At 67.4% G+C, this 20692-nt stretch carries 21 protein-coding genes; 17 read left to right on the top strand and 4 right to left on the bottom strand.

Going from position 1 to position 20692, the window contains the following annotated elements:
* Positions 1–8 precede the first annotated feature (8 nt).
* The 11 genes from JIM94_RS04295 (at position 9) to JIM94_RS04245 (ending at position 8620) form a co-directional block, all read left to right on the top strand.
* Positions 9–857 carry a shikimate dehydrogenase gene (locus JIM94_RS04295; protein WP_200255050.1) on the top strand — a complete coding sequence of 283 codons (849 nt, stop codon included), beginning with the start codon at positions 9–11 and terminating at the stop codon, positions 855–857.
* A complete protein-coding gene (locus tag JIM94_RS04290) occupies positions 854–1186 on the top strand; it encodes a hypothetical protein (protein ID WP_200255048.1) in 333 nt (110 codons plus the stop codon). Before JIM94_RS04295 ends, JIM94_RS04290 begins: the two co-directional genes overlap by 4 nt.
* Before the next feature lie 76 nt (positions 1187–1262).
* Positions 1263–1694: a prepilin peptidase gene (locus tag JIM94_RS04285; protein ID WP_200255046.1), complete on the top strand. Its 432-nt coding sequence runs from the start codon at positions 1263–1265 to the stop codon at positions 1692–1694.
* 62 nt (positions 1695–1756) lie between these two features.
* Positions 1757–2968, top strand: coding sequence for a chorismate synthase (aroC, locus tag JIM94_RS04280; RefSeq protein ID WP_200255044.1), 1212 nt, complete (start codon positions 1757–1759; stop codon positions 2966–2968).
* Entirely contained in the window at positions 2968–3477 is a 510-nt protein-coding gene (locus JIM94_RS04275) for a shikimate kinase (RefSeq protein WP_200255042.1), read from the top strand. The genes aroC and JIM94_RS04275 overlap by 1 nt, the downstream gene beginning before the upstream one ends.
* Before the next feature lie 43 nt (positions 3478–3520).
* Positions 3521–4615 (top strand): 3-dehydroquinate synthase, encoded by a 1095-nt coding sequence (aroB, locus tag JIM94_RS04270; RefSeq protein ID WP_200255039.1) that lies wholly within the window; start codon positions 3521–3523, stop codon positions 4613–4615.
* Positions 4616–4625: 10 nt separating this feature from the next.
* Positions 4626–5063, top strand: a complete 438-nt coding sequence (gene aroQ / locus JIM94_RS04265; RefSeq protein ID WP_200255037.1) for a type II 3-dehydroquinate dehydratase — start codon at positions 4626–4628, stop codon at positions 5061–5063.
* 205 nt (positions 5064–5268) lie between these two features.
* A complete protein-coding gene (locus tag JIM94_RS04260; RefSeq protein WP_267173034.1) occupies positions 5269–6363 on the top strand; it encodes a M24 family metallopeptidase in 1095 nt (364 codons plus the stop codon).
* A gap of 95 nt (positions 6364–6458) precedes the next feature.
* The gene (gene efp / locus JIM94_RS04255; RefSeq protein WP_200255035.1) at positions 6459–7022 is read left to right on the top strand and encodes an elongation factor P; all 564 of its coding nucleotides are present in this window, start codon (positions 6459–6461) and stop codon (positions 7020–7022) included.
* A gap of 20 nt (positions 7023–7042) precedes the next feature.
* Positions 7043–7690: a transcription antitermination factor NusB gene (gene nusB / locus JIM94_RS04250; protein ID WP_200255033.1), complete on the top strand. Its 648-nt coding sequence runs from the start codon at positions 7043–7045 to the stop codon at positions 7688–7690.
* A gap of 81 nt (positions 7691–7771) precedes the next feature.
* Positions 7772–8620: a PPK2 family polyphosphate kinase gene (locus JIM94_RS04245; protein ID WP_200255031.1), complete on the top strand. Its 849-nt coding sequence runs from the start codon at positions 7772–7774 to the stop codon at positions 8618–8620.
* A gap of 6 nt (positions 8621–8626) precedes the next feature.
* On the opposite strand, the gene JIM94_RS04240 is transcribed toward JIM94_RS04245, so the two are convergent.
* The 4 genes from JIM94_RS04240 to JIM94_RS04225 form a co-directional block, all read right to left on the bottom strand.
* The gene (locus tag JIM94_RS04240) at positions 8627–9523 is read right to left on the bottom strand and encodes a hypothetical protein (protein WP_200255028.1); all 897 of its coding nucleotides are present in this window, start codon (positions 9521–9523) and stop codon (positions 8627–8629) included.
* Between the two features lie 35 nt (positions 9524–9558).
* Positions 9559–10059, bottom strand: a complete 501-nt coding sequence (locus JIM94_RS04235; RefSeq protein ID WP_200255026.1) for a YbjN domain-containing protein — start codon at positions 10057–10059, stop codon at positions 9559–9561.
* Positions 10052–10504: a YbjN domain-containing protein gene (locus JIM94_RS04230; protein WP_200255024.1), complete on the bottom strand. Its 453-nt coding sequence runs from the start codon at positions 10502–10504 to the stop codon at positions 10052–10054. Before JIM94_RS04230 ends, JIM94_RS04235 begins: the two co-directional genes overlap by 8 nt.
* Before the next feature lie 128 nt (positions 10505–10632).
* The gene (locus JIM94_RS04225; protein ID WP_200255022.1) at positions 10633–12027 is read right to left on the bottom strand and encodes a TIGR01777 family oxidoreductase; all 1395 of its coding nucleotides are present in this window, start codon (positions 12025–12027) and stop codon (positions 10633–10635) included.
* 152 nt (positions 12028–12179) lie between these two features.
* Between JIM94_RS04225 and pyrR the strand changes: the two genes are divergently transcribed.
* Genes pyrR through pyrF form a run of 6 tightly spaced genes read left to right on the top strand, consistent with a single transcriptional unit; the run spans position 12180 to position 20562 of the window.
* The gene (gene pyrR, locus JIM94_RS04220) at positions 12180–12752 is read left to right on the top strand and encodes a bifunctional pyr operon transcriptional regulator/uracil phosphoribosyltransferase PyrR (protein ID WP_200255020.1); all 573 of its coding nucleotides are present in this window, start codon (positions 12180–12182) and stop codon (positions 12750–12752) included.
* A gap of 10 nt (positions 12753–12762) precedes the next feature.
* A complete protein-coding gene (locus JIM94_RS04215; protein WP_200255018.1) occupies positions 12763–13686 on the top strand; it encodes an aspartate carbamoyltransferase catalytic subunit in 924 nt (307 codons plus the stop codon).
* Between the two features lie 53 nt (positions 13687–13739).
* Positions 13740–15098 (top strand): dihydroorotase, encoded by a 1359-nt coding sequence (locus tag JIM94_RS04210; protein ID WP_200255016.1) that lies wholly within the window; start codon positions 13740–13742, stop codon positions 15096–15098.
* A gap of 41 nt (positions 15099–15139) precedes the next feature.
* Positions 15140–16351 (top strand): glutamine-hydrolyzing carbamoyl-phosphate synthase small subunit, encoded by a 1212-nt coding sequence (gene carA, locus JIM94_RS04205; RefSeq protein WP_200255014.1) that lies wholly within the window; start codon positions 15140–15142, stop codon positions 16349–16351.
* A gap of 6 nt (positions 16352–16357) precedes the next feature.
* Positions 16358–19714 carry a carbamoyl-phosphate synthase large subunit gene (carB, locus tag JIM94_RS04200; RefSeq protein ID WP_200255012.1) on the top strand — a complete coding sequence of 1119 codons (3357 nt, stop codon included), beginning with the start codon at positions 16358–16360 and terminating at the stop codon, positions 19712–19714.
* A complete protein-coding gene (pyrF, locus tag JIM94_RS04195; RefSeq protein WP_200255010.1) occupies positions 19711–20562 on the top strand; it encodes an orotidine-5'-phosphate decarboxylase in 852 nt (283 codons plus the stop codon). Before carB ends, pyrF begins: the two co-directional genes overlap by 4 nt.
* Positions 20563–20692: the final 130 nt, after the last annotated feature.

The following is a 20692-nucleotide window of genomic DNA, read 5'->3' as shown; positions in this document are numbered from 1 at the left end:
CAATCGCCATGAGCGAGTTCCCCCGCCGCCGGGCCGCGGTACTCGGACGTCCCGTGGAGCACAGTCTCTCGCCGGTGATCCACAACGCCGGCTACCGTGCCCTCGGTCTCGATGACTGGAGCTACACGAGGATCGACTGTGGTGCGGAGGAGCTCCCGGGGATCCTCGCGGACACCCCGGAGGAGTTCGCCGGTTTCTCCGTGACGATGCCCGGAAAGTTCGCGGCACTCGAGGTAGCCCGGGAGGTGACCGCACGCGCCGAGATGATCGGCTCCGCGAACACTCTGGTCCGTGTCCCCGGTGGATGGCGCGCCGACAACACGGACTGTGAGGGCGTCGTGGAGGCCCTCGCTGAAATCGGGATCACCCGTTCGCCTGAGGACGGGCGGGCCGTGCTCGTCGGCGCCGGAGGCACGGCACGACCCGCGCTCTGGGCCCTGGGCCGGGCCGGCTTCCGTGCGGTGACGGTGGTCAACCGTTCGGACCGGAGCGCTGAGCTGGAACCACTGGCGGAAGCCCTGGGCATCACGCTCCACCGGGTGGGTACCGGAGTCGGTGAGGTCCGGTCCGCGGCAGCCGGTGCCACCGTCGTTCTCTCCACGGTTCCGGCCGTGGGGCTCAGAGGTCTGGAGGACAGTCTCGCGCAGGCACCTGTCGTGGACGTCATCTATGATCCGTGGCCGACACCGTTGGCTCTCGCCGCCCGGAACGCGGGATTCCCGGTGGTCGGTGGTGACGTGATGCTCGCTGGACAGGCGTTCAGTCAGTTCGAGCAGTTCACCGGGGTCGCCGCTCCGCGCGGCACGATGCGTGAGGCGCTGTCCGCGGCGCTCCGCGAACGGAATCGTGGGGTATGAGTCGTCCGGTCCGGACCGACGGGTGGCGGGGGACCCCGGGACCCTGGTCCCGGCATCTCCTCGTGGCCCTGCTGATTCCCGTCGGTTTCCTGCCGGTTGTCCTCCTCTCGGGTCTGGACCCGGAGACACGACCCTTCGCTGAGCTGAGCTACCTCACGTTCGGTACGGTGTCGCTCGTCGTCAACGCCGTCATCTACGCACGGCATCTGGAGATCCTCCGGATGAACCGACCCCCGACGTGGGTGACCGTCACGTTCGCCTGTTATCACCTCGCGGTGCTGCCACTGCTCATCTTCGCTGTCGTGATGATGGCGGGCACCGTATTCTGACCCGTCCGGTGCGGTTGTCCACAGAAGACGAACGTTGGGGGAGCGGCCCGGCCTCCGGGGGTCTACCGTCCGGTGGATGATCCACCTGCTGACAGTTCCCGTTCTCGCCGCCTGGGTGTGTCTCCTCGTGCATCATGATGTCCGGCACCGGCGGCTTCCCGACGGTCTGACCCTTCCTCCGGCGGTGTCCGCGATCACCGTGGCCTGCTGGTTCGCCCCCGGGTGTCTGCTTCCCGGACTGGGCTGGTTCCTGGTGTATCTTCTCGTCGCCCCGGCGTCGGGTGGCGGGATCGGGGGAGGGGACATGAAGCTGGCTGTCTCCCTCGGTATCTCGGTGACGGTGACCTGTGGATTCACCGCGGGGTTCCGTGCCGCAATGTTCGCTGGGGTTCTCAGTGCGGCGTTCCTCCTGTGCACCCGGAGGGACTCGGTTCCGCACGGTCCCGCGATGTTCGCGGGCAGTTTCCTCGTCCTGCTCCCCACGATCCTGTCAACCGGACCTCTGTGACCGCAGGCACCCTTGGGGGACCCTCGTGACACGTCCCGGCGCGGGCATGGAACAATGAGCGCATGCTTCGATGGACTACAGCAGGGGAATCCCACGGTCAGGCTCTCATCGCGATGGTGGAGCACCTACCGGCGGGCGTCCCTGTGACGACTGATCAGATCTCCACCCAACTCGCGCGCCGGCGCCTGGGCTACGGGCGGGGTGCCCGCATGAAGTTCGAGGCCGACGACGTGACGATGCTCACCGGTGTCCGGCACGGACGGACCATCGGCGGCCCGGTCGCGATCATGATCGGCAACACCGAGTGGCCCAAGTGGACGACGATCATGTCCGCGGATCCGATCGATCCGGAGGACGAGGACGTGGCCCGGGCGATGAATTCCGGACGGGGCGCGAAACTGACGCGTCCCCGACCCGGCCACGCCGATTTCGCGGGCATGCTCAAGTACGACTTCGATGAGGCCCGCCCGGTTCTCGAGCGCGCTTCCGCGAGGGAGACGGCGTCCAGGGTCGCGGCGGCCACCCTCGCACGGAACCTCCTCCGGGAGACCCTCGGTGTCGAGGTCCTCTCCCACGTCATCTCCATCGGTGACTCAACGACCGTCGATGATGCGCCGATCCCAGCCTTCAGTGACCTCGAGGCCATCGACGGTTCACCGGTCCGGGCGTTCAACGCGGAGGCGGAGAGCTCCATGATCGCGGAGATCGAGGCGGCGAAGAAGGCCGGGGACACGCTGGGCGGGGTCGTCGAGGTCGTCGTCCACGGTCTTCCCGTCGGACTGGGCAGTCATGTCTCGGGGGAGGACCGGCTCGATGCTCAGCTGGCCGCGGCGCTCATGGGAATTCAGGCGATCAAGGGGGTGGAGATCGGCGACGGTTTCGCCGAGGCCCGTCGCCGGGGTACCGCGGCCCATGACGAGATGGTCCGGACCGGTGACGGCGTCACCCGAACGACGAACCGGGCCGGGGGACTCGAAGGAGGCATGACCAACGGTCAACCCCTCGTCGTCAGAGCCGCCATGAAGCCGATCTCGACGGTACCGCGTGCGCTCAGAACGGTCGACATGGCGAGTGGGGCACCCGCCAGTGCGATCCACCAGCGAAGTGACGTCTGTGCGGTTCCCGCGGCGGGAGTCGTCGCGGAGGCGATGGTCGCGCTGGTCCTGGCGCGGGCCGTGCTCACCAAGTTCGGTGGTGACAGTCTCACGGAGACCACCCGCAACATCGAGGGCTATCTTTCCCGTGTCGCCGAGCGTCTGGAGTTCGAGAACTGATGTCCACGCCCCGTGTCGTACTCGTCGGTCCCCCCGGCGCCGGGAAGTCCACCATAGGTCGCCGTCTGGCCAGTGCACTCAACACGACCGTCATCGACACCGACCAGATGATGGAACAGGACCGGGGAAAACCCTGCGGAGACATCTACACCGAACTCGGGGAGTCCGGCTTCCGTGAGTTAGAGGCCGAGACCGTCGCCTCCGCTCTCCGGCACAACGGTGTCGTGAGTCTCGGTGGTGGTGCGGTGGTCACCCGCGCGACCCGGGAACTCCTCGACGACCACGAGGTCATCTGGTTGGACGTGTCCGCGGAGGAGGGGGTCCGCCGGACCGCGGGAAGCAACCGGCCGGTGCTCGACGGTGAGGATGCGCTCGCACGCTACACGGAGCTCCTCGAATCCAGGCGTGACCTCTACCGCGAGGTCGCGAGTTTCCGTGCCCGGACCGACGGTCGTACGCCCCAGCAGATCGTCGCCGATGTCCTGGGGTACCTCGACTCCGAAGTCTGAACACCGCCCCCTCCCTCCGCCCCACACGTGAAAGGCCCCCACCGTGAGTACCGCCGGCACCTTTGAGTCAACGATCGCCGTCACCGGCCCGTCCCCGTACACCGTCCGTATCGGTCACAACATGGACGACGCCATCGCGGCGTGCGCCGGACAACTGCCCGGCGCACGGAAGGCGGCCGTTCTCCACCAGGAGGCGCTCGGTGACGTGGCGGACGGTCTCCAGCGTGCCCTCGAGACTGCGGGGCTCGAGGTCGTGCGCCACACCATCCCGGACGCGGAGGCGGGGAAAACCCTCACCAGCGCCGGTGCGTGCTGGGACGAGCTCGGACGCTCCGGGATGGGACGCAGGGATGTCGTCATCGGCCTCGGAGGGGGAGCCGCAACCGATCTCGCGGGATTCATCGCGGCGACCTGGATGCGCGGTATCGCCGTCATCCAGGTCCCGACGACACTCCTCGCGATGGTCGACGCGGCGGTCGGAGGCAAAACCGGGATCAACACGGCGGCGGGGAAGAACCTCGTCGGTTGCTTCCATGAACCGGCCGCCGTCTTCATCGACCTCGACCGGCTGCTCACACTCCCGGCCGACGAGATCATCGCGGGCAGCGCGGAGATCATCAAGACCGGTTTCATCGCCGATCCGAGGATCCTCGAGCTCTATGAGTCGGATCCCCGGGCCTGTCTGCGTCCCGACGGCCATCTGCCGGAGCTCATCGCGCGGTCGGTGGCGGTGAAGGCGCGTGTCGTCTCCGAGGACCTCCAGGAGTCGGGTCTGCGGGAGATCCTCAACTACGGCCACACCTTCGGTCACGCCGTCGAACTCCGGGAGAACTTCGCGTGGCGTCACGGCAGGGCCGTCGCCGTCGGCATGATGTTCGTCGCTGAGCTGAGCCTCCGGGAGGGACTCATCACCGGGGACCTCGTGGAACGGCACCGCCGTATCCTGGGTTCGGTCGGGCTCCCGACAACCTATGATTCCGGCTGCTTCGAGGACCTGTACGCGGGGATGACCCGGGACAAGAAGAACCGCGACGGTCACATCCGGCTCGTGGCACTCACCGACGTCGGCCGGACCACCCGGATAGAGGGGCCGTCGGCGGAGAGTCTCGAAGCGGCGTACACCGCGATCACTGTCTAGGATCTTCCACATGCGCACCATCGACGTCTACAACGGCCCGAACCTCGACCGTCTCGGCAAACGGCAGCCCGAGGTCTACGGATCCACGACTCTCTGCGACGTCGAGGACCGACTCACCGAACTGGCGGATGAGCTCGGTGTCACCGTCAGATGCCGACAGTCGAACTGGGAGGGGCAGCTGATCGACTGGATCCATGAGTCGGCCGATGCCGGTAACGCCGTCATCATCAACCCCGGAGGCCTGACACACACCTCCGTGGCGCTGCGTGACGCCCTCGCGGAGATCGCCGACGGCGCCGGTTTCATCGAGGTGCACATATCCAACGTCCACGCCCGTGAGCCGTTCCGCGCACACTCGTACCTCTCACCCATCGCCCTCGGTGTCATCGCGGGGCTCGGCACGGACGGTTACTCCCTCGCCCTGCGCCGGTTGGCCGCGGGCCACTGAGCCGGTACCGTCGCGGGCCCGTGCCGGGGGTTTCGGCGGCGGCCGGAGACTCACCGGTCACCCCCGTGACGCAACGCCGTACGCCCCCGGCGCCGGGGTGGGGCACGACAGGTTAACCTGTGGGGAGAACGTCGTGTCGGCGGCCTGAATTGCCCCACCGGGCGCCGGACACCGAAACCGCAACCACGTTAGGCATGGTGACATCGTGACTTTTTTCGCAGATACCCGGTTCTCGAACCGTAGGCGCGCACTCGCGGCCGAGATGGCGGGACGACGCATCGACTCCATGCTCGTGACGCACCTGACCCACGTCCGTTACCTTTCCGGGTTCTCCGGGTCGAACGGCGCCCTCGTGCTGTCCAAGGATCTCTCCGCACGTATCGCCACCGATGGCCGGTACACGACCCAGATCGCCGAGGAGGTCCCGGACATCGACTGCCTGAACGCCAGGAACGTCGCCGTGGAACTGCTCAAGGAGATCACGGGGCCGTGCCGGGTCGGTTTCGAGGCCTCGCACGTCACGATGGCGCAGTTCGACGCCCTCAACGGGGCCTGCGGGGACGACGTCACGCTCGTGCCGGTCACCGGGCTCATCGAGGAGATCCGGCTGACGAAGGACCAGCTCGAGCTGGAACGGCTCACGGGTGTCGCGGAGCTCGCGTCGACCGCGCTCCAGCAGGTTCTCGACGCCGGGGAACTCGCGGTCGGTCGTACAGAGCGTCAGGTGGCGGCGGATCTCGAGTACCGCATGCGGATGCTCGGTGCCGAACGGGTCAGTTTCGACACGATCGTCGCCTCCGGGCCGAATTCGGCGAAGCCCCACCACGGCGCGGGTGACCGGGTGATCGAGCCGGGTGATCTGGTGACCGTCGATTTCGGTGCACACGACCGTGGTTTCAACTCCGACTGCACCCGCACCTACATCATGGGGCACACCACCGAGTTCACCGAGGAGATCTACAGTCTGGTGCACCGGGCGCAGGCCGCGGGCGTGGAGGCGGCGACACCGGGGACCCTGTTGCGGGAGGTTGACGCGGCCTGCCGGGACATCATCGCCGAGGCCGGCTACGGGGAGTACTTCGTGCACTCAACCGGACACGGGATCGGCCTGGATGTCCACGAGCCGCCGATGGCGTCGGCGACCGGTTCCGGTGAACTGCGGGAGGGGATGACGCTCACCATCGAACCCGGGGTGTACATCCCGGGACGGGGTGGCGTCCGGATCGAGGACACGCTCATCATCACCGCCGGTGCGCCGAAGGTCATCACGCGCCTGCCGAAGGACCTGCGGGTGATCTGATCCGGGGCGTGATGTAAGCTGATACGCCGTACCAGCGGGAGACCCGGTTCCACCGGGTGAGTTTCCGCACCGCGACATCCGAGGGAGAGCTACGAGTGGCAACCACCGCCGACTTCAAGAACGGTCTTGTGCTCAAGATCGACAACAAGCTGCAGCAGATCGTCGAGTTCCAGCACGTCAAGCCGGGCAAGGGCCCCGCCTTCGTGCGGACCAAGCTGAAGGACGTCGTCTCGGGCAAGGTTGTGGACAAGACCTTCAACGCCGGTGTCAAGGTCGAGACCGCGACCGTCGACCGTCGGGACATGACCTACCTCTACCACGACGGCACCTCCTACGTCCTGATGGACGCGAAGACCTTCGAGCAGATCGAGGTCGGCGAGCACCTCATGGGTGACGGCGCGAAGTTCCTCCTCGAGAACATGACCGTCCAGGTGTCGTTCCATGAGGGGGAGGCCCTCTTCGTGGAGCTGCCCATCTCCGTCGAGCTCAAGGTCGAGCACACCGATCCCGGTCTCCAGGGTGACCGTTCCACCGGCGGCACCAAGCCCGCCACCCTCGAGAGCGGTGCGGAGATCCAGGTTCCGCTGTTCATCGAGACCGGTAACGTCCTCAAGGTGGACACCCGCAACGGTTCCTACCTGTCGCGCGTCAACAACTGAGCGCCGGGGCAATTCCAGCAGTGACTGACAACGACAGACAGAGCTCCGGCCGCAGGCCCGCCCACAAGCGGCGTGGTTCACGGTTCCGCGCACGCCGTCGGGCCGTCGACATCCTCTTCGAGGCGGAAGCCCGCGACGTCGACCCCGTCGCCATCGTGGATGACCGGGTCGAACTGTCCCGGCTTCCGCAACCCGACGTCGCCCCAGTCGCGGAGTACACCCGCACGATCGTCGAGGGGACGGCCTGCGAGCTCGACCGCGTCGATGACACGATCGCCCGCTACCTGGTGGAGGACTGGACATTCGGTCGTCTTCCGGCCGTGGAACGCGCGATACTCCGTGTCGCCGTGTGGGAGCTGCTCTTCAATCCGGAGGTTCCGCCCGTCGCCGCGATCGACGAGGCCGTCCGCCTGACCGGTGACTATTCCTCGGACACGGCCCAGGCGTACGTCAACGCGGTGCTCGACTCCGTCGCGGGGAACCTGGACGCCCTGCGTGAGGGGGAACCCGCACCCGAGGCCCCGGACTTCCTCGATCCCGGGGACGCCGAAGAAACCGGGGGTGACGAGGACCCGGATGCCCCCGGGGAAACCGGGGACCCGGGCGATCCGGCTCATCACGTCCCGTCCTCTCCCACGGACGGTGCAGGGGAACCGGAATCACGGTGACCCCGTGTGCGGGAAAAACCCCGGCGAAACATCCGAAAGGGCGTTCGCCGGGGTTTTCCCGTGTGCGGCTACGATGGCGGCATGGCTAATTTCAGTACGAGCGATGCAAAGGAACTGAGGGTCGGGGCTGATTTCGTCCTGTCCGACGTCGACCCCGGTTCCACCCCGAACTTCAAGGGGGACAGGGACAAACTGAGGAAGGAGTTCTCCGAGATCGACGAGGAGCTCTCGGAACTCCAGGAGATGCTCTACGCCAATGGCAGGGTCTCGGCGGACACGGGTGCCGTCCTGCTCGTCCTCCAGGGTATGGACACCGCCGGGAAAGGCGGTGTCGTCCGGCATGTCCTGGGTCTCGTTGACCCGCAGGGGGTCGATCTCGCGTCCTTCGGTAAACCGACCGAGGAGGAACTGGCCCACGACTTCCTGTGGCGAATCCGGAAGAAGCTGCCCAGGCCCGGGCGTATCGGGGTGTTCGACAGGTCCCACTACGAGGATGTCCTCATCCACCGGGTCCACGGACTGTCGTCCGCCGATGAGATCGAACGTCGTTACGGTGCGATCGTCGACTTTGAACGGGAGCTCGTGGAGTCCGGCGTCCGGATCGTCAAGGTCATGCTGCACATCAGCCCGGAGTTCCAGCGGGAGAATCTCGAGGAACGTCTGGATCGTGCGGACAAACACTGGAAGTACAATCCGGGAGACGTCACCGAACGCGGGTACTGGGCGGAGTACCAGGAGGCGTACGAGATAGCGCTGCGCAGGACCTCCACCGAGCACGCGCCCTGGTACTGCGTGCCGGGTGACGACAAGCCGTACGCGAGGATGGTGGTCAAGTACCTCCTGTTGGACGCACTGCGCTCGATGGACCTGGACTGGCCGGAGCCGGACTTCGACGTCGACGCGGAGAAGCGGCGGCTGGCGGAGAGCTGATCCGGGTCAGGGCAGGGGACAGACCGCCGGCGCGTGGAGGCGGTCCGAGACGTGGTGGAGACCGGCCTGCATCCAGCGGAGCTTGCGGTCGAGGGTCTCGGCGAGAACGTCATCGTCGAGCGTGCCCGGGCAGAAGACCAGAGCGGTCGCCTTCAGGATGATTTCACCCCGGGAGGTGACGAAGTCGACGACCGGCCCGGCTGCGGAGACGGTGAACTCGTTGCAGACGTGGAGGGCCATGGTCAGCAGGTTCATGTCGTCGACGGGCAGACCCGTGGGCCAGCGTCCCTCGATGCGGTACCAGGGGGAGTGCTCCGCCGATGAGATGGTGCAGAGCACCGGCCCCCGGCGTGCCGTGCCGTGGGTGACCCCCACCGCCATCCCCTCCAACCCGGACAGGACAGCGTGGAGGTGTGAGGGATCGATGCCCGGGCCCCGCCCCTCCCTCCCGTCGGCGCCGGGTATGACGTCGAAGGCCGGTCTGGCCGGAACCCCGCCCGGAAGGGCCTCCTCCGCGTAGTCCATGAGGGTGCGTGTTCCGTCGAGTGCATGGCGGACGAAAGCCGACACAGTGGCCTCATCCACACGGTCCGCGCACATCAGGGCGGCGGAGGAGACCAGGACGATGTGCCCGGGGGCGACGTCGGTGTTGTACCCGGCGGAGGGCATGTCCCAGCCGCGCGTGTACCACGCCTGGACGAGATCCACCACGGCGGAGGAATCCTCCATCGTGGTGAGCCGTTTCCACATGCCCGAGGCGATCAGGGAGCTCTTGTCCGAGACCGTGAACGTCAGGACCCAGGTATCGGTCTCGATCGTGAGTCGGTCATCGTCATCACCCCGGTGAACGTTCCGTCCGTCGGACGTGAGGACACGGGAGGCGGTCTCGAGAATGGGGTTCACGGCTATCGGCTTTCCGGGAGAGGTGGGAACGGGGGTCAGGCGTCGGTGGACGGCTGACCGTGGGCGGTGTCGCGGATGGAACCGGAGATCTCCGCCAGCGCCTGTTGCGCGGCGAGGACGACGTCGACACCCGAGCGTACCGACGCGGTCAGCTGTGCAGGGGTCATTCCCGCAGCCAGCAGCGTCTCGCTCTCGGTGCGGAGGATGAGTTCCTCGGTACGGTCGACGACGGTCGCCTTGACGTCGAAACTCAGGGCGTTGAAGCGGTTCGCCGCGAGGAACAGCGTCGGGTCACCCGCGGAGGCGTCGTCTCCGGTGGGGACGTCGGCACGGATCAGGAGGACCCCGCCACCGATGATGGCGAAGGTCACCTGGGTCCCGTTGAGGTTCGCCCCGCCGATGGTCGGATCGTCGGCCATGGTCAGTTCGACGCCGAATCCACGCATGATCCCGCGGATGTCGTCGAAGGTGACGGGGCCGACCCCGGGGGTCTGCCCGTCCGGTGGGGTGGTGCCGGTGTCGGTGTCATTACTCATGGTTGTGCTCCTGCCAGGTGACGAGGTCGGGGAACTGCGTACCGAGCCAGTTGAAGCAGTTCACGGTGAGCTCGAGGGTGGACATGGTGAACGCCCCGATCTGGTTGCGGGTCGCGCCCTCGCCGGCGAGGAGCCGGCGGTGGGCGTGGACGGACAGTGAACCGTCCGGTGCCTCCGAGAAATGGAGGATCGGGGTGATCTGGGTCAGGTTCCACTCGTTGACCGCGGCGAGCAGTTCCGGTGCCCGTTCACGGGGCGGGGTCGCGCGCCACACGGCGTCCGCGAGGATCCTGTCCTCGCGGACGAAGAAGGCGAAGGCGGCGTTCGGGAAACCGGTTCGGAGAATGTCGTCGGACTCGTCGTCCCACAACCATTTCAGGTCCTGGTCGTCGAGGATGTCGGTGACCCGGTCGAGACTGACCGGGGTCGGGATGGTGTCGGTCACGCTGGCGCAGAGCTCCTCGTGTAGCTGACTGGAGTGCGGCGGGTGTCGGGCCGCCGGTGGTGTCAGGCGTCATGATACCGGGGGCCCCGTTCCGCCCGACGTTCACCCGTCCGATCGGGCGGGGCGGCTCAGGGGCGCGGACCGGTCGAACCGAGCAGTTCCTCACCACCGAGTTCGTGGGCGAGCGCCCGACCGATCGTCGGATAACGGAACGTGTGCCCCAACTCCCGCAGTACCGCGGGTGTCACCCGCTGGTTGGCGAGGGCGATCTGTTCGGCTCCCTCACTGCCGAGGAGGAGCTTCGGTCCGAGAGTCGGGATCTGGAGGAACGCCGGGCGATTGAGTTCGCTGGCGAGCGCCTCCGTCATCTCCCCGTTCCGGACCGGAACGGGGGCCGTGGCGTTGACCGGACCGGTCAACGCCGGATCAACCACCGCACGACAGTAGATGTCCGTCAGGTCATCGAGTGCGATCCAGCTGAACCAGAGGGAACCGTCCCCGAACTTTCCGCCGAGTCCCGCCGAGAACAGCATCTTCAGGAGGGGAAGGACCCCGCCGGTACCGGCGAGGACGATGCCCGTCCGGATGTTGACGACCCGCTTACCAGCGTCGGCGGCCGGACCGCACCCCCGTTCCCACTCCCGGCACACCTCCGCGAGAAATCCCGCGCCACCGGTGGCTGCCTCCGTCAGGACCTCATCGCCCCGGTCGTGGCCGTAATACCCGATGGCGGAGGCGCAGACCATCGTGTGACAGGTGGGGGAGGCGGCCACAAGGTCGGCGAGGTACCTGGTGGGTGCGGTGCGGGACGTCCGGATCGAACGCTTGTGTCCCTCCGTGAAGCGACCCATCAGCGGTTCCCCCGCGAGATGGACGAGCACGTCGACACCGGTGAGGAGTTCCGGGTCCGGGTCCGCCGGATTCCAGGCGCGGGTGGACGCATCCGTTGGCGAGGAACCCCGCCTGAGTCTGATGACGGTGTGACCGGCGGTGGTCAGTTGGGCACACAGTGCGCGACCGACGGTGCCCCCGGAACCGGTGACCGCGATGGTCAACGGTCCGGCACCGCCACGCTCGTCGCGGAGCTCGTCGGGGGTGAAGGCGGCCATCCTGCGGAGGAACTTCAGATCCTCGAACAACTGGTGCTGGCGGTAGGCGAAGAGGCCGGTGAGGGCCGTACCGGGCACCCGCGTCGACACGTCGTCGGTGATGATCGTGCCACCGGGTGCGTCGGCGAAGGTGTGGACGTGGCGCCAGTTGGACAGCGCCCGGAGTGGCGCCGAGACGCAGACGTCCGTGAAGCGGTGCCCCCGTCGGTATCCCGACAGGTCGTGTCGGGCGACCCATCTCAGGCCGGCGGGGAGACTGAACACGGTCGTCCCGTCGGAGAGGCGGGAGGCCTCCCGGATCGGGGTCATGGGGGCGAACGGGGGGGACAGGCGCACGACTGCACCGGTACGCGTGTGCCAGTCCCAGACGTCCTCCCTGTCGAAGGGGATGAAATGGCTGGTCGTCAGGCTCATGCTGGCGCTCCCGTCCTGTGTTTCACCGCCGGACGGGTGGAAGCTGTGCTGGAGCGTTCCCCGTCGGCGTCGGTGGTGCTAGGGTGGTCATCGTAGTTCAAGCATAGGCATCCTTTAAGGAACCGCACCGTGAGGCGGGAAAGGAGGTCACGATGAGCGGACACGATCAACCGGTCACGACGGAGCTGCTGTCAGCGGACGACGTCAGTCGGACGGTCGCGCGCATCGCGCACCAGATTATTGAGAAGACGGCCCTCGACTCCGTGGAGTCGGGACGGGTCATCCTGTTGGGTATCCCCTCGGGGGGAGTTCCTCTGGCCGTGCGCCTGAAGGAAAAGATCGCGGAGTTCTCGGGGGTGGAGATCTCCTGCGGTTCGTTGGACATCACCCTCTACCGGGACGATCTGCGGAGCCGTGGACACCGGGCGCTGCAACCCACCGACGTCCCTGCGGGGGGAATCGACGGGGCGACGGTCATTCTCGTCGATGACGTCCTGTATTCCGGGCGCACCATCCGCGCGGCACTCGATGCCCTGCGGGACCTGGGGCGACCCGATGTGATCCAGTTGGCGGTGCTCGTGGATCGAGGCCACCGGCAGCTGCCCATCCGCGCCGACTACGTCGGGAAGAATCTCCCGACCTCCCGTTCCGAGGACGTCGACGTCCTGCTCGAAGACATCGACGGCCGGGATGCCGTCGTGCTGACCCGCCCCGACGGGGTGTGAGGGATACCCCATGAAACATCTGCTCAGTATCAAGGATCTCGACCGTGACCAGATCATCGGTCTGATGGATGAGGCCGACCGGTTCCGGGAGGCGCTCGAAGGCCGGGAGGTCAAGAAGCTCCCGACGCTCCGCGGCCGGACGATCTTCACCGTCTTCTACGAGAACTCGACCCGTACCCGGTCGTCCTTCGAGACGGCCGGCAAGTGGATGAGCGCGGACGTCATCAACATCTCCGCGTCCTCGTCCTCGGTGAAGAAGGGGGAGTCACTGAAGGACACGGGTCTGACGCTGAAGGCCGTCGGTGCGGACGCACTGATCATCCGGCACCCGTCCTCGGGTGCCCCGCAGCAGCTCGCCCGGTGGGTCGCTCCCGGTGGCGACGGGCCGAGCGTCATCAACGCCGGCGACGGCGCGCACCAGCACCCCACCCAGGCGCTCCTCGACGCCGTCACCATCCGCCAGCGACTCGGTTCCGTCGAGGGCCGGAAGATCGTCCTGGTCGGTGACTGCCTGCACTCCCGTGTCGTCCGTTCCAACGTCGATCTGCTGTCCACCCTCGGTGCGGAGGTCGTGCTCGTCGCACCGCCGACCCTCCTGCCGACCGGTGTGGAGAACTGGCCCGTGCGCACGGCCTGGTCGATGGACGATGAGATCGCCGACGCCGACGTGGTGATGATGCTCCGCGTCCAGCAGGAGCGCATGCTCGGCGGTTTCTTCCCCTCGCACAGGGAGTACGCGAACCGGTACGGGCTGTCGAAGGACCGGCTCGCGCGGCTGAAGAAGGACTGCATCGTCATGCACCCCGGCCCGATGCTGCGTGGCATGGAGATCAACTACAGCGTCGCCGACGCGCCGCAGACCGCGGTGCTGCAGCAGGTCTCCAACGGTGTTCATCTGCGGATGGCCGTCCTGTTCACCCTGCTCGCCGGCTGATGGTCCGCCGCACCCCGAACCCTTCCCAGACTTTCCCAGGAAACGTGATTCCCATGACTGCAGCACACACCTCCGACCGGCCCGCCACCGGCGCTCTCGCGCCCGCGGAGGCGGGCACCCTCCTCATCACCGACGTCCGCCCCTACGGTGAGGGCGAGCCGGTCAACGTACTGGTCACCGACGGTGTCATCACCTCGCTCGACGCACCTGCGGACACCGTCGCAGACCGCCGCGTCGACGGAGCCGGCGGCGTGCTCCTGCCCGGGCTGGTCGACATGCACGTGCATCTGCGGGAACCGGGCCGCGAGGACACCGAGACGATCGCCACCGGTTCCGCGGCCGCCGCAAAGGGTGGGTTCACCGCCGTCTTCACCATGGCCAACACGAACCCGGTCACGGATCAGCCGATCATCGCCGAATCAGTCTGGTTCAAGGGACAGGCCACCGGCCTGTGTGACGTTCACCCGGTCGGCTCCATCACCAAGGGGCTGTCGGGAAAGGAGATCACCGAATTCGGCATGATGGCCGACTCCGCGGCAAAGGTGCGCATGTTCTCCGACGACGGTGTCTGCGTCTCCGATCCGCTGATCATGCGACGGGCCCTCGAGTACGCGCGCGGCACTGATGTGCTGCTCGCCCAGCACTGCGAGGACCCCCGGCTGACGGCCGGTGCCGTGGCGCACGAGGGCGAGGTCGCCGCCGGACTCGGGCTCCGGGGCTGGCCCCGGGCGGCCGAGGAATCCATCGTGATCCGGGACGCACTGCTCGCCCGCGACTACGGCGGGCGCGTGCACGTCTGCCACGCCTCCACCGCCGGTACCGTGGAGCTGCTCACCTGGGCCCGGGAACACGGCATCCCGTTGACATCCGAGGTCACACCCCATCACCTTCTGCTGACGGACGAACTGCTGTCCTCCTATGACGGTGTGTACCGCGTCAACCCGCCGCTGCGCGAGGAGAGCGACACCCACGTCCTGCGGCAGGCACTCCTCGACGGGATCATCGACTGCGTGTCCACCGACCACGCCCCCCACGGCTCCGAGGACAAGTGCTGCGAGTTCGAGAACGCGCGCCCCGGAATGCTCGGCCTCGAGACCTCGTTGGCCGTCATCGCCGAGCTGTTCGTCGAGACCGGTCTCGCTGACTGGCGCTGGGTGGCGAAGGTCATGAGCGAACGTCCCGCGGAGATCACCCGACTCCCGGGACACGGTCGACCGGTCGCCGAAGGGGAACCCGCGAACCTGTGCGTCGTCGATCCGGGGACCCGGTGGACCGCCCGGGGCGCCGACATGGCGTCGAAGGCGGAGAACACCCCCTATGAGGGGCGGGAGTTCTCCACCAGGGTTCGTGCCACCATCCTGCGGGGTCGGGTCACCTGCGACGACGGAAAAGCCTCCGCGCCCCGGAACTGACCCGGGCCACCCCACGACAAGATTGCATACAATACAGCCTGATGAATAAATCTGATTCTCTTCCCACATCACCGAAAGGCGGCCCCGTGAGCGACTCCGTCGACACCCAACGGACCGACATCCCAGCAGTTCTCGTCCTCGCCGACGGACGCACCTACCGTGGCTTCGGTTTCGGCGCCACCGGCACCACCCTCGGTGAAGCCGTGTTCACCACCGGCATGACCGGCTACCAGGAGACGATGACCGATCCCTCCTACCACCGCCAGATCGTCGTCGCGACCGCCCCCCAGATCGGCAACACCGGATGGAACGACGAGGACGGGGAGTCCCGCGGCGACCGGATCTGGGTCGCGGGCCTCGTCGTCCGGGATCTGGCGCACCGGGTGTCCAACTGGCGCGCCGAACGGACCCTCGCCGAGGAGATGGGGAAACAGGGGATCGTCGGCATCCGGGGCGTCGACACCCGGGCACTCGTCCGCCACCTCCGCAACCACGGATCCATGTCCGCGGGCGTGTTCAGCGGGGCCGACGCACAGCGGGACACCGACGAACTCGTCCGGATCGTCAACGAACAGCCTTCCATGGCCGGTGCTGACCTCGCCGGAGAGGTCAGCTGCACCGAGCCCTACACCGTCGAACCCGACGGGGAACACCGTTTCACCGTCGTCGCCTTCGACATGGGCATCAAGACCAACACCCCGCGCAACTTCGCCGCCCGCGGCATCCGCACCGTCGTCGTCCCCGCGGGTACGGATTTCGAGACCATCTCCTCCTATTCGCCGGACGGTGTTTTCGTCTCCAACGGACCGGGGGACCCGGCCACCGCGGACAACATGGTCGCCGCGGTCCGCGACGTCCTGGCCGCGAAGATCCCGTTCTTCGGGATCTGCTTCGGCAACCAGATCCTCGGCCGCGCGCTCGGGATGGAGACCTACAAGCTCAAGTTCGGCCACCGCGGCATCAACGTCCCGGTGCTCGACCACTCCACCGGCACCGTCGAGATCACCGCCCAGAACCACGGCTTCGCCCTCAAGGGTGAGGCCGGTGTCGAGTTCGACACAGACTTCGGACCAGCGAAGGTCACCCACACCTGCCTCAACGACGACGTCGTCGAGGGTGTCGCCCTCACCAACGGACTCGCGTACTCCGTGCAGTACCACCCGGAGGCCGCGGCCGGTCCCCACGACGCCAACCCCCTGTTCGACCGTTTCGTCGAGCTCATGTCCACCAGCAGCACCCCGACGGAAGGTTAAGAACCCATGCCCAAACGTAGTGACATCAACCACGTCCTGGTCATCGGCTCCGGGCCGATCGTCATCGGACAGGCCTGCGAGTTCGACTACTCCGGCACCCAGGCGTGCCGCGTCCTGAAGGAGGAGGGCCTGCGGGTCACCCTCATCAACTCCAACCCGGCGACGATCATGACCGATCCGGAGTTCGCCGACCACACCTACGTCGAGCCGATCCGGCCCGAGTACATCGAGAAGATCTTCGAGGCGGAACGCGCCGCCGGTCACCCCGTCGACGCCGTCCTCGCCACCCTCGGCGGACAGACCGCACTGAACGCCGCCATCGCCCTCGACCGGCGCGGCAGCCTGAAGAAGTACGACGTCGAACTGATCGGTGCGGACATCGACGCGATCGAACGCGGCGAGGACCGGCAGAAGTTCAAGGACATCGTCGAGCGCATCGGCGGCGAATCCGCCCGCTCGCGGGTCTGCCACGACATGGACGAGGTCCGGGAGACCGTCGCCGAACTCGGCCTGCCGGTCGTCGTCCGGCCGTCGTTCACCATGGGCGGTCTCGGCAGTGGTCTCGCCTACACGGACGAGGATCTCGAACGGATCGCAGGCGGGGGACTGGCCGCCAGCCCGGAGGCGAACGTCCTCATCGAGGAGTCCATCCTCGGGTGGAAGGAGTTCGAGCTCGAACTCATGCGTGACGCCAACGACAACTGCGTCGTCGTCTGTTCCATCGAGAACGTCGACGCCCTCGGCGTCCACACCGGCGACTCCGTCACCGTCGCGCCCTCCATGACGCTGACGGACCGCGAGTTCCAGATCATGCGCGACCAGGGCTTCGCGATCCTCCGTGAGGTCGGCGTCGACACCGGTGGCTGCAACATCCAGTTCGCCATCAACCCCGACGACGGGCGGCTCATCACCATCGAGATGAACCCCCGCGTCTCCCGCTCCTCGGCGCTGGCCTCCAAGGCGACCGGTTTCCCGATCGCCAAGATCGCCGCCAAGCTCGCCATCGGCTACACGCTCGACGAGATCACCAACGACATCACCGGCGTCACCCCGGCCGCGTTCGAGCCGACCCTCGACTACGTCGTCGTCAAGGCTCCCCGCTTCGCCTTCGAGAAGTTCCCCGGTGCCGACGACACCCTGACCACGACCATGAAGTCCGTCGGTGAGGCGATGTCCCTGGGCCGCAACTACATCGCCGCCCTCGGCAAGGTCATGCGCTCCCTCGAAACCAAGCAGACCGGATTCTGGACGAAACCCGACGAGTTCTTCGCCGGGGACCGGGCCACCGACGTCGACGCGGTGCTCGCCGATCTGAAGCGCCCGACGGAGGGCCGGATCTACGACGCGGAGCTCGCGCTCCGTCTCGGGGCCACGGTCGATCAGGTCCACGAGGCCAGCGGCATCGACCCCTGGTTCCTCGGCGAACTGCAGGCACTCGTCGACTTCCGTTCCACACTCGAGAACGCACCGGTGCTCACCGAGGAACTGTTGCGCACCGCGAAATGGTACGGACTGTCCGACCTGCAGATCTCCGCGCTGCGCCCGGAACTCGCGGGCGAGGACGGTGTCCGTCGCCTGCGCTGGTCCCTCGGCGTCCGTCCCGTCTTCAAGACGGTCGACACCTGCGCCGCGGAGTTCGAGGCGAAGACCCCGTACCACTACTCGGCCTACGAGCTCGATCCGGCGGCGGAATCCGAGGTCGCCCCCCAGACCGAACGGGAGAAGGTCATCATCCTCGGGTCCGGCCCGAACCGGATCGGCCAGGGCATCGAGTTCGACTACTCCTGCGTGCACGCCGCGCTCGAACTGTCCCGCGTCGGATACGAGACGGTCATGGTCAACTGCAACCCGGAGACCGTCTCCACCGACTACGACACCGCCGACCGCCTCTACTTCGAGCCGCTGACGTTCGAGGACGTCATGGAGGTCTACCACGCCGAGACGCAGTCCGGCACCGTCGCGGGCGTCATCGTCCAGCTCGGCGGCCAGACCCCGCTCGGGCTGGCGGAGAAGCTGCGCGACGCCGGTGTCCCGGTCGTGGGCACCAGCCCCGAGGCCATCGACCTCGCCGAGGACCGCGGCGAGTTCGGGGAGGTCCTGCGCAAGGCGGAGCTCCCGGCCCCGGCCTTCGGCACCGCCACCTCCTTCCGGGAGGCCCGCGCCGTGGCCGAGGAGATCGGCTACCCGGTCCTCGTCCGCCCGAGCTACGTGCTCGGCGGGCGCGGAATGGAGATCGTCTACGACGAGCAGTCGCTGTCCGACTACATCGACCGCGCCACCGAGATCACCACCGATCACCCGGTGCTCGTCGACCGGTTCCTGGACAACGCCATCGAGATCGACGTCGACGCCCTGTGCGACGGTGACGAGGTCTATCTCGCCGGCGTGATGGAGCACATCGAGGAGGCCGGGATCCACTCCGGCGACTCCGCGTGCGCGCTGCCGCCGATGACGCTCGGACCGGAGGACATCGCCAAGGTCCGTGAGTCGACGGTCAAGCTGGCGCACGGGATCGGCGTCCGGGGCCTGATGAACGTCCAGTACGCCCTGAAGGACGACATCCTCTACGTCATCGAGGCCAACCCCCGTGCCTCCCGCACCGTTCCGTTCGTGTCCAAGGCCACGGGCGTCCCCCTGGCCAAGGCCGCGGCCCGGATCTCCCTCGGCGCGACACTCGCCGAGCTCAGGGAGGAGGGCATGATCCCGACCGGCCACGACGGTGGTTCACTGCCGCTCGATGCACCCATCGCGGTCAAGGAGGCGGTCCTGCCGTTCAACCGCTTCCGCCGGGCGGACGGATCCCTGCTCGACAGTCTGCTGTCCCCGGAGATGAAGTCCACCGGTGAGGTCATGGGCCTGGCGGACAACTTCGGAGCCGCCTACGCCAAGGCCGAGGACGGCGCCTACGGCGGCCTGCCCACCGAAGGTACGGTCTTCGTGTCCGTCGCCAACCGGGACAAGCGGACCCTGATCTTCCCGATCCAGCGGCTGGCCACCCTCGGCTTCAGGATTCTGGCCACCTCCGGTACGGCGCAGATGCTGCGCCGCAACGGGATCGAGTGCGAGGTGGTGTACAAGCACTCCGACGTCAAGGAGGGGGACGACAGGATCTCCGTGGTCGACCGGATCCTTGGCGGCGACATCGACCTCATCCTCAACACCCCCGCCGGATCCGCCGGCGCGAGGCACGACGGTTACGACATCCGTTCCTCCGCGGTGTCGGTCGGCGTGCCTCTGGTGACCACCGTCCAGGGCGTGACCGCGGCCGTCCAGGGCATCGAGGCCATGCGTTCCGGTGAACTCACCGTGCGTGCGTTGCAGCAGCTCGATCACGCCGTCGACATGGTCCGGGAGTCCGAATGAACGGCACCGTGACCCCGTCCTTCGGTGACCGGCTCGCGGCCGCCGGCGCCGACCGGGGTCGACTGTGCGTCGGCATCGACCCGCACCCGGGTCTGCTCCGTGACTGGGGGCTGACCGTCGACGCCCGCGGGCTCGCGGACTTCTCCCGCATCTGTGTCGAGGCCTTCGCCGACAGCGCGGCACTCGTCAAACCGCAGGTGGCCTTTTTCGAGCGGTACGGCAGCGCGGGATACGCCGTGCTCGAGGAGACGATTCGCGCTCTGCGGGACGCCGGGTGCCTCGTGCTCGCGGACGCGAAGCGGGGCGACATCGGTTCCACCATGGCCGCGTACGCCGACGCCTGGCTCGACGACGAGTCGCCGCTCGCCGTGGACGCCGTGACCGTCTCCCCGTACCTCGGTTTCGGGTCACTGGACCCGGCGGTGTCCCTCGCACTGGAGAAGGGGAGAGGGGTGTTCGTGCTCGCCGCGACCTCGAACCCCGAGGGACCCGAGGTGCAACGTGCCGACCGGGCCGACGGCACGTCGGTGGCGCAGTACGTCGTTGATTCCTGTGCGGACCGTAACCGTCCCTTCGTCGAAGCCGGGGGATACGGTCCGTGTGGTGTCGTCGTCGGTGCGACGGTCACCGCCGCGCCGTTGCTCGACCGGCTCGGTGGGCCCGTCCTCCTTCCGGGCGTCGGTGCCCAGGGGGCGGGGCCCGATGATGTGGCGTTACTCACCCGTGGTGTGGAGCCGCTGGCGTTCGCCAATGTCTCGAGGGGCGTTCTCCGGAACGGGCCGAATGTTCATGACCTGCGGAAAGCTTGTGCGCAGCAGGCGCGGATCTTCGCCGGTCCGGCCGCCTGAGGTACCCCTGAAAATCACTGGTCAAAGGCTTTTTTCCGGTGGCGTCCGTTGTCGTCGTCGGCCCCGACCTGTGACTTTGGGCCACTAGTGTTAGACTGTTCCAAGTTCGCTGGCTGACACTGATGAGATT

This window comes from Corynebacterium pygosceleis, from assembly GCF_016595275.2.
GTDB classification, from domain to species: Bacteria; Actinomycetota; Actinomycetes; order Mycobacteriales; family Mycobacteriaceae; genus Corynebacterium; species Corynebacterium pygosceleis.
This window is presented reverse-complemented; position numbering and strand designations above follow the sequence as displayed.

What these genes read in the sequence shown, in the direction of transcription:
- carB (WP_200255012.1), top strand. Translation starts at nt 16,358, where the DNA reads ATGCCCAAACGTAGTGACATCAACCACGTCCTGGTCATCGGCTCCGGG.
- JIM94_RS04285 (WP_200255046.1), top strand. Translation starts at nt 1,263, where the DNA reads ATGATCCACCTGCTGACAGTTCCCGTTCTCGCCGCCTGGGTGTGTCTC.
- JIM94_RS04210 (WP_200255016.1), top strand. Translation starts at nt 13,740, where the DNA reads ATGACTGCAGCACACACCTCCGACCGGCCCGCCACCGGCGCTCTCGCG.
- pyrR (WP_200255020.1), top strand. Translation starts at nt 12,180, where the DNA reads ATGAGCGGACACGATCAACCGGTCACGACGGAGCTGCTGTCAGCGGAC.
- JIM94_RS04245 (WP_200255031.1), top strand. Translation starts at nt 7,772, where the DNA reads ATGGCTAATTTCAGTACGAGCGATGCAAAGGAACTGAGGGTCGGGGCT.
- JIM94_RS04290 (WP_200255048.1), top strand. Translation starts at nt 854, where the DNA reads ATGAGTCGTCCGGTCCGGACCGACGGGTGGCGGGGGACCCCGGGACCC.
- carA (WP_200255014.1), top strand. Translation starts at nt 15,140, where the DNA reads ATGAATAAATCTGATTCTCTTCCCACATCACCGAAAGGCGGCCCCGTG.
- pyrF (WP_200255010.1), top strand. Translation starts at nt 19,711, where the DNA reads ATGAACGGCACCGTGACCCCGTCCTTCGGTGACCGGCTCGCGGCCGCC.
- JIM94_RS04215 (WP_200255018.1), top strand. Translation starts at nt 12,763, where the DNA reads ATGAAACATCTGCTCAGTATCAAGGATCTCGACCGTGACCAGATCATC.
- JIM94_RS04225 (WP_200255022.1), bottom strand. Translation starts at nt 12,027, where the DNA reads ATGAGCCTGACGACCAGCCATTTCATCCCCTTCGACAGGGAGGACGTC.
- aroC (WP_200255044.1), top strand. Translation starts at nt 1,757, where the DNA reads ATGCTTCGATGGACTACAGCAGGGGAATCCCACGGTCAGGCTCTCATC.
- JIM94_RS04275 (WP_200255042.1), top strand. Translation starts at nt 2,968, where the DNA reads ATGTCCACGCCCCGTGTCGTACTCGTCGGTCCCCCCGGCGCCGGGAAG.
- JIM94_RS04295 (WP_200255050.1), top strand. Translation starts at nt 9, where the DNA reads ATGAGCGAGTTCCCCCGCCGCCGGGCCGCGGTACTCGGACGTCCCGTG.
- aroQ (WP_200255037.1), top strand. Translation starts at nt 4,626, where the DNA reads ATGCGCACCATCGACGTCTACAACGGCCCGAACCTCGACCGTCTCGGC.
- JIM94_RS04235 (WP_200255026.1), bottom strand. Translation starts at nt 10,059, where the DNA reads ATGAGTAATGACACCGACACCGGCACCACCCCACCGGACGGGCAGACC.